Consider the following 9,433-nt stretch of genomic DNA (forward strand, 5'->3'; position numbering starts at 1 on the left):
TTACCCTCATATGGTCAACTTTTTCTCACCCTTGAGTGTAATTGATAGCCAATTATCCCACATTGGGAAACATGTTAGGCCATCCTCAACGCGAAATGGATGGAGGCGGCTATGCCCAAAATGCTGATCAATGGAATTCTGCGGGATAAACCAGCGCAATCCGACGGGCGCTTTCACCGGTTGCCCAGCCCTTTTCGGGGTTGGATCAGTTCGGACGCTGAGGCAAACTTTCCGGCGGCTTCAGGTCGCTATCACCTCTATATGTCCAAGGCTTGCCCGTGGTGTCATGGCGTTGATCTGGTGTTGGCGCTCAAGGGGCTGCGCGACCTACTCAGCATCACCTGGATGGACCCGGTAATGTCCGAAGATGGATGGGTCATCGACCAATCCAGCTTTGACGAGACGGCCGGTGTGGCGCGGGACCGATACCTCTATCAGGTCTATCGGCGCGCTGAACCAGCCTATACTGGCGCGATTTCCGTCCCAGTGCTGCTGGACAAGCACAGCGGCCAGATCATTAGCACGGATTCCGCAGATATCATGCGGATGCTCAACACCGCCTTCGTCGACGCAGCCATTCCGGACCTTTGTCCGACCGCCTTCGCCGCTGAGATCGATCGGCTGGCTGAAATAATCCAGGCTCCCATTCGCAACGGTGTCTATCGCGTCGGTTTTGCCACCACGCAGGAAGCCTATGACGAGGCGATCCATCAGCTTTATGAGGGGCTGGACATTGTCGAAGCCGTGCTGAACACGCGGCGTTTTCTGGCTGGCCCAATGCCGACAGAAGTTGATCTAAAGCTGTTTCCAACGCTTCTGCGGTTCGATCCTGTCTATGTAACGCATTTCAAGATCGACCGGAAACGGATCAAGGATTACCCGGCCCTATCGCGCTATCTGGCTGATTTCGCCCAACAGCCGGGCGTCGCCGAAACCATCGATTTGCAGCATACCCGCGCGCACTATTTTCTCAGCCATCGCAACATCAACCCGAGTGGCATCATCCCGATTGGGCCAGAGCCGGGAAATATCGTTGCAGATATGACAAAGGGAGCGGCGTGATGTCCCGCATTGCCAGAGACCTTCCGCCGACTGCCCTGATCATTGCAATCGGTGCGCTGGTTGGGGTCAGTTTTACATTGTCCAAATATGTGGCGATAGCAGGTAGCGCGCCTCAACAAGCGCTGTTCTGGCAACTTCTGGTCGCGAGCGTTGTTCTGTTTACCATCGTTGCGATCACCGGTAACCGCCCGCCACTGCATCGCAGGTATCTGTTCTACTACTTGGGGGCGGGGTTTCTGGGCATCAGCGGTCCTGCTTTGATCGCCTTTGCAGTATTAGGCTACGTCTCGACCGGTTTCTACTCTGCGCTGGTCACACTGTCGCCGCTTTTTACATTCGCGATCACGGCTTTGGTCGAAAAGCGAATGTTACCTTCATACCGGCTGATCGGAATCCTGATTGGGTTGGCCGGCATCAGCTTTGCCACCCATAGCGGCTTCGATCTGTCGGGTGTCGCGCCGCGCTGGATCGCCATTGCTCTGGCGGGTCCACTCCTGCTGGCAATGGGCAATGTCTTTCGCAGCCGGGCCTACCCGACGGGTGGCGATCCGATGACGCTGGCGGCCGGAACACTGGGTCTGCAACTGTTGCTGATCGGTCTGCCAGTCCTCGCAAGCGGTCAGGTCACGCCCGGTTCGATGCCGGGGCCTGGCTCGATTGCCGCACTAACCGGAATCGGGCTGATCACCGCACTCAGCTATGTGCTGACTTTCGAAGTCCAGCGGCGCACCGATGGCATCGGATTTGCCCAGGTCGGATATTTCGCGACGCTTTTCGGCATTGGCTTCGGGGCTCTGGCCTTTGACGAACCAATTCACCTCACATTGGTCGTGGCGCTCGCGGTGCTGTTTTTGGGGTTGGCCATAACCAACGGGCACATCCGCCATGCCGACCTATGGCGTCTTGCGTCCAAAACACAGGCCTGTGTGCCGCTGAACGTCACAACTTTCCAATCATCTGCCAAGGAGACCAACGATGCAAATCGCCAATGAACACAGCTCGCCCCATACAGCACTGGTTGCTGGGCTCTATGCGGCCGTCGACGCAATGAACGCCAGCGACATCGTTAGCTATTTGACAGAGGACGTTACATTCCGCCTCGGGAATTTCGATCCGGTTGTAGGGCGCGAACCTGTCCATCAGGCCAACGAAGCGTTCTTTCAGACCATCTCTGCCATGCGCCATACCATTGCCGGCGTCTGGTCGAGCGGCAACACGGTGTTCTGCGACGGCACCGTCCATTTTACACGCAAGGACTACAGTGAGCATGAAGTCCCGTTTGCCACACGCCTTGGCCTGCAAGGTAGTAAGGTGGTTGATTACGTAGTCTACGTGGATATCTCAGAGCTCTACCCATGCGAAAAAACCGGCACCATTGTTGACCCAAGCAGGGCGCGTTCTAAGGTCTAGAGGCTGCCTAGTTGTATGTGACGCTGACCTTTCGAAAGCGCTACTGAGAAATTTGCCGAACGATCCTCTGGACGCCTGTACCGAGATGTTCGGTGATGAGTTCGTCACCGACCCACTTGTTGCCGCCGAGCTGCTGAAACTCGTCTCAAATGCCGGTTTCCGGAACACGCGGAACGCTAGTTCGACACCCGCGATCCAGCGGCATTGCCACACTTGCCGAAGTTGCTTCCCAAGGTTGCCTAACGGCTTGGCTGGCCCTATGGGGCCAGCTTCCACAAACACCCATCCGGCCCAAAATCCTGCACTACATGTCCGTTTTTATGCTGACGCTGTATGCATGGTGCAGGCGCTTGCCGCAGCGTGTTGACGATTGTCAGCTTCAACTCATTGCGCCCTAATAGCTGCTTGTACTTGCCGCGCGGTGCCATGCCCTTTGGATCGTCTTCATAACCGCACAGCACCAGTGCGCAGTCTATGGCGTCTAGATCGGCCTTGATCGCGTCAACAGCCTTTGTAGCGGCTTTGTGTTTGCCAGAAAGTTCCGCGCCTTTCTTGATCAGCCTGTGAATTTCTATTGATTGTCCCATGCCTCATTGTGATTCAAGCGAGCGCGGGGTTCAGCCATCTTGTTGGTGCGTTTGATACATAAGGCCGGGTTGCTGAAAGCCCTCGCCGCAGTGCGGCGAATTCACTCTTTCCGCCCTCTGTGAAGAAGCCAGCGGTCGAACAACAAAATAGGTTCGGTTGCTTGCCCCTTCCCTGCCCGCCTGATGCCACCAATTTAAAATCCTGGTTTCAGTAATCCGAGCCCTGCCGGGTATCCCAGAGACGCAGAATTTCTATCTGAGTGGCCATTACGCGATAGATCAGCGTGAATGGGGTTCGCGGCACTGAAAGCTCCCGCACGTCTTGGCGTGCGTCACTTGGGTGACCTGCATAAGGGTTGGCAGCAAGTGTAAGCTGAATGGCCTTGAGCTGAGCCCGTGCCCTTTCGCTGCCTTCAGGAAAAACGGACGTGTAGTAGTAACGGAACCATTGAATGTCCCGGACCGTATCTTCGAGAAATACAATTTTCATTGGCTATTGGATTGCCCGCTTGCTGTCGGAGCCGAAAGCTCATTCTCGGTATCCCAGCTGTCTATCCAGGCATTCATTTCGTCTGCCGTGATGAACTTACCTAGATCTGCTTTTTCAACAGCTGCATCAATGGCTGCACGTTTTGCGGCCTTGGATTCCAACATCATTCTAATTGCCCGTACGGCGAGTTGTGCAGGCGACCGATCTTCTATCGCAGCTTCTCGTTCCAGGGACTTTCTCAAGTCTTCATCGAGACGGATAGAATATGGGCTTGTCCTCATCGAAATCACCTGTTTCCGCTATGTAGTACAATGTAATACACTGGCATTCTATTCACAATAGATCGATGGCATGAACTGCATCTGTTGCTCTGAGGATGAGATATCATAGGGACGGCCTGCACTTCTGCGGATATTTTGAATTTTGCGACAACAATGCGGTTGGCTACATGTCTCCCCGATCGATTTTCGAGGTCAGAGAAATCAAATAGGCTTGGTGAGAGTTTATGTTCTCCGCTCGTTGAAAAATTTATCCAAGAACCATGAAACGGCGAGCTGGGCCATGTGTCGATTTCATAGCATACCAGGTCTGACCAAATTGTAGGTATCCGACGATATCGTCCATAGGACGGTCACAATGTGCCTGATCCCGGGCAAAGCGAAGTTCCGAGCACAACTGTGGAAAGCTGCGCTCCGTTTGATCTGGAGATACTTGAATCCGAGAATGCCTTTCTTTCTTAACTATCGAATTCAAAGAGTCCTCTCTGTGCCCTCAATTTCATGGTCACTAGTCCTCAAATATTCTGTATCTGCCTGTGTTATCTGGGAGATTTTCGCCGGAAGTTCGCCTAGTACATTTGCATCTGGTTTGCGACGCAGAGCATTGCGTAAAACCACGCATCATCCACTGATCTTACACACTGTCCTAGCGGAGCAGTTTCCCCTGACGGCGAGTTGTGACAAAGCCGACTATCAGGATCGAACCCTGCGCACTCGACGCCTTCGACGGATTGGGTCGTGCGCAACCCCCTCGAAGTTCCCCTTAGGGCAACAACTCCGACCGGCGGGTGCGAATGTAGTCTGCTGTTCGAAACACCAATGCGGCCAGTGTTGCCGTCGGATTGATCGCGCCGGGCGTGGGAAACAGGCTCGCGCCAGCCACAAATAGGTTGTTCACCTCGTGCACTTGCCCATACGAATTCGTGACCGACGCGGATGCATCATCACCCATGATTGTTCCACCCATCATGTGCATCGGGTTTCGCGGGCCCGCCCAGGCGTCAGTTGTCCCAGCCGCCTTGAAGATGCGCAGGCCCTCTTCCTTGGCCAGTACCGATCTGGCCGCATTTACTTGTGGAAGCGAATTGCTCACATGCGCCTGCGGCAACCCGTATCGATCCCGTTTTGACGGATCAAGCGTGATGCGGTTTTCCGGAATACTGTCCTCTTCGCATAGCACCGTCATGTTGCCATAGTGCCGGCTGGCTTTGCGCAAATAGACATCCAAGGCTGCGCCATATACCTCGGGTCTGGCCAAAGCGGTTCCTAAAAGGTCGTTGGGTTTTGCAGCCTGCCCGACAAGCCAGGCGCGGCTGCCGAAGGCACCTTTTGCCGGTTGTTTGTCGTCATAGCCATCCAGGCAGAGCGTATTGGCGCCTGACACGCCCAAATGCGGTTCCGTTTCCTGTGTAAAAAGCCCGTGCATTGTCGTAAGAGCATGGGAGGTGAAATAGCGCCCCAATGTCTTGCTGCCGTTGCCCAGCCCATCGGGATGTTTGTCACTGGAAGACAACAGCAGCAGCCGCGCGTTCCAGATCGTATGACAGGCCGAGATGACAATGTCGGCGGGTTGCAGGTTTTCCCGACCCTGTTCATCGAGATACACAACTCCGGTTGATTTCGACCCCGAAGGGTCTGTTTCAACCCGTGCCACATAGGCATTGTGGCGTAGTTCAACCTCTGCTTTTCGGGCCCGTGGCCATTGTAGAACCAAGGGGTTTGCCAAAGCCCCAATCGGACATCCCGCATCGCACCAGCCATCAAGCAGACAACCCGCTCTCCCGCCATACGGGGCGGAGTTTACCGCCAGAGTGTTTGTCGTAAGCCTCAAACCTTCTGCATCAAACCCGGGTTTTATTGCTGCCGACTGTTCGGACATGGAAATAGCAGGCATGGGGTAAGGCTCGCCGGGCGGCGCATTGGGATCATCATCACCCGAAACGCCGAAATAGGATTGTGCGTGGTCATACCACGGCCTTAAATCCTCATATCCTATAGGCCAGTCCAAACTGCGCCCGTACAGGGATTTGACCTGAAAATCGTCCGGATGCAGCCGGTACCAGTTCGCATACCAATGCAGGCCCGCTCCGCCAGTCCCCCAACCCATGGCAAAGTTCGCCGCCCCCACCAGGTCTCCCGTTTCCCGAACTTCGGGTCCCGCCCATCTGAGCCGCCGGGACCAGATTTGTGAGCTGATCATATCTGAGAGCTTTCGCTCTGGCCCGGCCTCCAGAACCAGCACGTTGAACCCCGCCTCGCCCAGCTCGGCCGCCATTGTGCTGCCGGCGATGCCAGAGCCGATGATAACAACTTCGACCTTATCGTATGAGATTTTGGCCATTGGTTCTCTGTGTTTCGGGTCTCTTGTCGAGCAGCAGAATTGCTACCAGGGCCGGGGTGGCGGAATATGCGCGAGATACGGAATCTTCAGATCCGCAAACCCCGTCTGCGTTCCATAAACAACATCCACCGCGTCGCTTCGCGAAATGAAATAGAAGAAATTCGGGTCCGGGTCGGTCCAGACCTGCATCTCAGACGCGACTGCCGCCTCGATCATTTTCATTCTCTGACCGGCAGTCACCCGCGCAAAGGACAAGCCAAACCGGTGCTGGCATTCTTTTTCAATACCCAAGATACCCTTGCGATAAAATTCTGCCATGTCGCTGGCATCGATGTATCTGAGAAGTAACAGGGACGCAGACTGGTTTCCTGCGAGATTTTCGTCGACAAACCTGGCAACCCCGGCCTCCTCTGCGCCGGAAACGATGACCGTGCACCAGGCTGCCAGAGTCTCAGCCTCGGTTGTTGTGAGTATCTTGTAGCTTTCGTTTTCGACGGTCTTTGCCTCCGCATTTCGGGAAAGGCTGAGCGTTACGATGTTTGCCCAGAACGTGGTCGGGATCACACGAGTCAAAAAGCGTCGTCTTCCCATCATCCGACCTGTCTCCACCTCTTGCAAACAGATGCCCCGATTGTCACTGCTACGCCGCCTTTGTCAAATTTGGACATATCTCCGGTTCCGATTTTGGATTGGAAGCCCGATCCTAACGCAGCAAAGACGAGTCTTGGAAAAACCAACCGACACATTGAACTGCGGCATCCAGGCGCTTCGTTAATAGATTGGTACCGAGCCTCTGTAGGCCCCCTCCGGCAGGACGATGCCTGCGTCGTCGGATTGGGCTCTGCCCTACTGCTTGGCCATCTCTACACTGGACCCGTTTACTTCCGAAACCCAAACTCGGTTACAAAGAAACCAGGGTTCATTCCACTAAACAGGTCGCGTAGCTTTTCAAGCTCAGCAGCAGGGCCATGCAATTCTATTCCGGTGATCTCGACAAGGGCGCGCGTACTGTCAAAGATATGAGTTCCCAATTCCATATGGCGGATCACTGCATCTGCGCTGTCATAATCTTCACGGGACACCACCGACTGGTCGGCCCCGAAACTGTAAGCTGACGCCAAATGGTCAGGTTCCTGATGGCGCAATTCAATCATTTCCGCGCAGTTTTTTCGAAATGCCGCTGCGTGCGTTGCGGGGACGGTCATATATCCGACGATCGTTACATTTTGCGGGGCGGACATTACATTTCCTCCAACACTTCGTTTACATATTTCGTCAGGATAGACGCATTCGACTCATCGGCAAAATTTCACACGGTTGCCTTTGCCAACACTCCAAGTCACAGGTGGGCATTCGTTGTCTTGTAGCATTGCACATCTGGAATGTTCCCAATATGTTCCAATCCGGAAGCCTCAGGAGGTATAACCAAATGGCGAAAGTCGCATTGATAATCACAGATGAATTCGCAGATTGGGAATATGCAATGATCGGCGGAATCGGCGGCTCCTTTTACGAACTCGACGTCGCGTATTTTTCTCCAACTCCCGGGCAATTGAGGTCGATGGGTGGAATGACCGTTATTGTCTCCAATGGGCTGGAAGAACTGGCCGTGTGGCAACCGGATGTGGTGGCTGTCATTGGCGGAACCGTGTGGGACTCTGAAACTGCACCGGACATTACAGATCTCCTCGTGGCTCAATATGATAGAGGCGTTCCTGTCGGTGGAATTTGCGGTGGAACTCTGGCGCTGGCCAGATCGGGATTGCTGAACATAGAACCGCATACATCAAATGATGGAGATTTTTTGATAAGGAACGCAGTTGGGTATGAAGGAGCATCGAACTACGTTCAAAGTGCTTCGGCGGTTTCGTCAGGCCATGTTGTTACCGCCCCTGGAACAGCGCCCATCAGCTTTGCCGCCGCAATCTTTGAGGCAGCTGGTGTTCCGAAAGAAACAGTGTCTCAATTTAAAGATCTGATCACTGCCGAGCACAATTGAGTGCGGGCAATCGCACAGTGTAATGATCGCGGCCATAGTATGCTCAGCGATCCTTAGATTGCCGCGCGGTCGCTATCTGCTCAGACTAAATCTGTGGTCGAAGGCAAATGGGCTCGACGTTTGATGCCGTACATAAGATTAGAGATAGCCCATCAGGAAAAGTCCCCGGCTTGAACAAGCGGAGCGCGCAGATAGCGTTCACGCAAACTTGTCACAATTTCGTTATAGGTGGACTAAGTACGCTGGCTGAAAAAGTATCGCCATAGGGCAATTAAACTAGTCCGACGTCGCGCCAGACGAATAATAGAACGCAATTGCCTGCGCTCTGTTTTTGACCGAGAGCTTTTCATAGATATTGGACAGGTGAAACTTGACAGTGTTGGTCGAGATCTGCAGCTCTTTCGACAGGTCACGGTTCGACATGCCCTGTGCCAGCGCCTTGAGAATGGCGCGTTCTTTGCGGGACAGGCTGTGAATTGGGTCTCGTTGCATCTTGCGGACGTCGATGAACGGAAACACCATTTTCCCGGCAGCCACCTCGGCGCAGGTTTCCAGCAGCCCGTCGACCTCACCTGATCGGGAGGCGAAACCCGCGGCACCCGCCTGCATAGCGAGACGCGGAACGTCTCCCAGTTCATCACCATAGACGACAAAACGGGGCGCATTTTCCTGTTCGCGCAGGACCTCGATCAACTTGGCGGCCCCCAGAACCGGCAAGTTCCACGCGATCACGCAAACCTTGACCGGGACTCTCATAACCGCACCCAGGAACCCTTCCGCGGTAGCTGAAGTAGCGACCAGAGAGAATCGCGGGTCGCGTTCAAAGATTTCTGACATGGCAGACAGGACCAGTGGATTGCTGTCGGCAAGCATTACGTCAATCGGTTGCTGTGAAGGCTCTGCCATTGATTTTACGCCCAATTTTCAGATTAACCACCCATAAGAATAGGGTCCAACTTCGTATACTTTGGTATCCTTGCCAAAATGGGCAGGTTTTTTCCCATCCTATTAGAAGTCCCAAAACAGTAGTAAGTTACGTTGCGCGATGATGCAAGCAGCGCTTTTCTGATCCACAACGCGATATTTGGGCGTGCTCAACCACCCCAATGATCAAGGAGGATCGCAATGACTTTTCAGATTTTCCCACCGCTTGAGATCCCCGAGACTCTTGCTGCTGGTCCGGGGCCGGGCAATACCGACGCTCGTGTTCTTCAGGCTTTTTCCAGTGCGGGCGTTGCGGATCACATGCAGGGCGACGTGCTGCGG

The 9,433-nt window shown here is 54.2% G+C and carries 11 protein-coding genes and 1 pseudogene; 5 read left to right on the forward strand and 7 right to left on the reverse strand.

Annotated features, from left to right (window positions below; all coding sequences use genetic code 11):
- Window positions 1-111 precede the first annotated feature (111 nt).
- The 3 genes from ACOQFT_RS00785 to ACOQFT_RS00795 are packed head-to-tail and all read left to right on the forward strand — an operon-like array spanning window position 112 to window position 2,472.
- Window positions 112-1,062, forward strand: coding sequence for a glutathione S-transferase family protein (locus ACOQFT_RS00785; protein WP_421596166.1), 951 nt, complete (start codon window positions 112-114; stop codon window positions 1,060-1,062).
- Window positions 1,062-2,054, forward strand: a complete 993-nt coding sequence (locus ACOQFT_RS00790; protein WP_421596167.1) for a DMT family transporter — start codon at window positions 1,062-1,064, stop codon at window positions 2,052-2,054. Before ACOQFT_RS00785 ends, ACOQFT_RS00790 begins: the two co-directional genes overlap by 1 nt.
- The gene (locus ACOQFT_RS00795; protein WP_421596168.1) at window positions 2,038-2,472 is read left to right on the forward strand and encodes a nuclear transport factor 2 family protein; all 435 of its coding nucleotides are present in this window, start codon (window positions 2,038-2,040) and stop codon (window positions 2,470-2,472) included. The genes ACOQFT_RS00790 and ACOQFT_RS00795 overlap by 17 nt, the downstream gene beginning before the upstream one ends.
- A 257-nt stretch (window positions 2,473-2,729) precedes the next feature.
- Here ACOQFT_RS00795 and ACOQFT_RS00800 read toward each other — a convergent pair whose 3' ends face one another.
- From ACOQFT_RS00800 to ACOQFT_RS00825, 6 genes are all read right to left on the reverse strand, one after another.
- Window positions 2,730-3,059, reverse strand: coding sequence for a hypothetical protein (locus tag ACOQFT_RS00800; protein WP_421596169.1), 330 nt, complete (start codon window positions 3,057-3,059; stop codon window positions 2,730-2,732).
- Window positions 3,060-3,267: 208 nt separating this feature from the next.
- Entirely contained in the window at window positions 3,268-3,549 is a 282-nt protein-coding gene (locus ACOQFT_RS00805) for a type II toxin-antitoxin system RelE/ParE family toxin (RefSeq protein ID WP_421596170.1), read from the reverse strand.
- Window positions 3,546-3,830 carry a CopG family ribbon-helix-helix protein gene (locus tag ACOQFT_RS00810; protein WP_421596171.1) on the reverse strand — a complete coding sequence of 95 codons (285 nt, stop codon included), beginning with the start codon at window positions 3,828-3,830 and terminating at the stop codon, window positions 3,546-3,548. The genes ACOQFT_RS00805 and ACOQFT_RS00810 overlap by 4 nt, the downstream gene beginning before the upstream one ends.
- A 760-nt stretch (window positions 3,831-4,590) precedes the next feature.
- On the reverse strand, window positions 4,591-6,168 hold the full coding sequence (locus ACOQFT_RS00815) for a GMC oxidoreductase (protein ID WP_421596172.1): 1,578 nt from the start codon (window positions 6,166-6,168) through the stop codon (window positions 4,591-4,593).
- Window positions 6,169-6,210: 42 nt separating this feature from the next.
- The gene (locus ACOQFT_RS00820; RefSeq protein WP_421596176.1) at window positions 6,211-6,777 is read right to left on the reverse strand and encodes a gluconate 2-dehydrogenase subunit 3 family protein; all 567 of its coding nucleotides are present in this window, start codon (window positions 6,775-6,777) and stop codon (window positions 6,211-6,213) included.
- 269 nt (window positions 6,778-7,046) lie between these two features.
- Window positions 7,047-7,409: an antibiotic biosynthesis monooxygenase gene (locus ACOQFT_RS00825; protein WP_421596173.1), complete on the reverse strand. Its 363-nt coding sequence runs from the start codon at window positions 7,407-7,409 to the stop codon at window positions 7,047-7,049.
- 188 nt (window positions 7,410-7,597) lie between these two features.
- On the opposite strand from ACOQFT_RS00825, the gene ACOQFT_RS00830 reads away from it, so the two are divergent.
- Window positions 7,598-8,167 carry a DJ-1/PfpI family protein gene (locus tag ACOQFT_RS00830; protein ID WP_421596174.1) on the forward strand — a complete coding sequence of 190 codons (570 nt, stop codon included), beginning with the start codon at window positions 7,598-7,600 and terminating at the stop codon, window positions 8,165-8,167.
- A gap of 276 nt (window positions 8,168-8,443) precedes the next feature.
- Here the strand turns inward: ACOQFT_RS00830 and ACOQFT_RS00835 are convergent, their stop codons facing one another.
- Window positions 8,444-9,073, reverse strand: coding sequence for a response regulator transcription factor (locus tag ACOQFT_RS00835; RefSeq protein ID WP_421596175.1), 630 nt, complete (start codon window positions 9,071-9,073; stop codon window positions 8,444-8,446).
- Window positions 9,074-9,292: 219 nt separating this feature from the next.
- Here ACOQFT_RS00835 and ACOQFT_RS00840 point away from each other — a divergent pair.
- A pseudogene (locus ACOQFT_RS00840) lies at window positions 9,293-9,433 on the forward strand (aminotransferase); the annotation flags it as partial.

It is taken from the genome of Ruegeria sp. MALMAid1280 (genome assembly GCF_049195285.1).
Lineage (GTDB): Bacteria > Pseudomonadota > Alphaproteobacteria > Rhodobacterales > Rhodobacteraceae > Ruegeria.

Excerpts from the sequence above, each read along its gene's own strand:
- ACOQFT_RS00785 (WP_421596166.1), top strand. The coding sequence starts at position 112 with ATGCCCAAAATGCTGATCAATGGAATTCTGCGGGATAAACCAGCGCAA.
- ACOQFT_RS00790 (WP_421596167.1), top strand. The coding sequence starts at position 1,062 with ATGTCCCGCATTGCCAGAGACCTTCCGCCGACTGCCCTGATCATTGCA.
- ACOQFT_RS00795 (WP_421596168.1), top strand. The coding sequence starts at position 2,038 with ATGCAAATCGCCAATGAACACAGCTCGCCCCATACAGCACTGGTTGCT.
- ACOQFT_RS00800 (WP_421596169.1), bottom strand. The coding sequence starts at position 3,059 with ATGGGACAATCAATAGAAATTCACAGGCTGATCAAGAAAGGCGCGGAA.
- ACOQFT_RS00805 (WP_421596170.1), bottom strand. The coding sequence starts at position 3,549 with ATGAAAATTGTATTTCTCGAAGATACGGTCCGGGACATTCAATGGTTC.
- ACOQFT_RS00810 (WP_421596171.1), bottom strand. The coding sequence starts at position 3,830 with ATGAGGACAAGCCCATATTCTATCCGTCTCGATGAAGACTTGAGAAAG.
- ACOQFT_RS00815 (WP_421596172.1), bottom strand. The coding sequence starts at position 6,168 with ATGGCCAAAATCTCATACGATAAGGTCGAAGTTGTTATCATCGGCTCT.
- ACOQFT_RS00825 (WP_421596173.1), bottom strand. The coding sequence starts at position 7,409 with ATGTCCGCCCCGCAAAATGTAACGATCGTCGGATATATGACCGTCCCC.
- ACOQFT_RS00830 (WP_421596174.1), top strand. The coding sequence starts at position 7,598 with ATGGCGAAAGTCGCATTGATAATCACAGATGAATTCGCAGATTGGGAA.
- ACOQFT_RS00835 (WP_421596175.1), bottom strand. The coding sequence starts at position 9,073 with ATGGCAGAGCCTTCACAGCAACCGATTGACGTAATGCTTGCCGACAGC.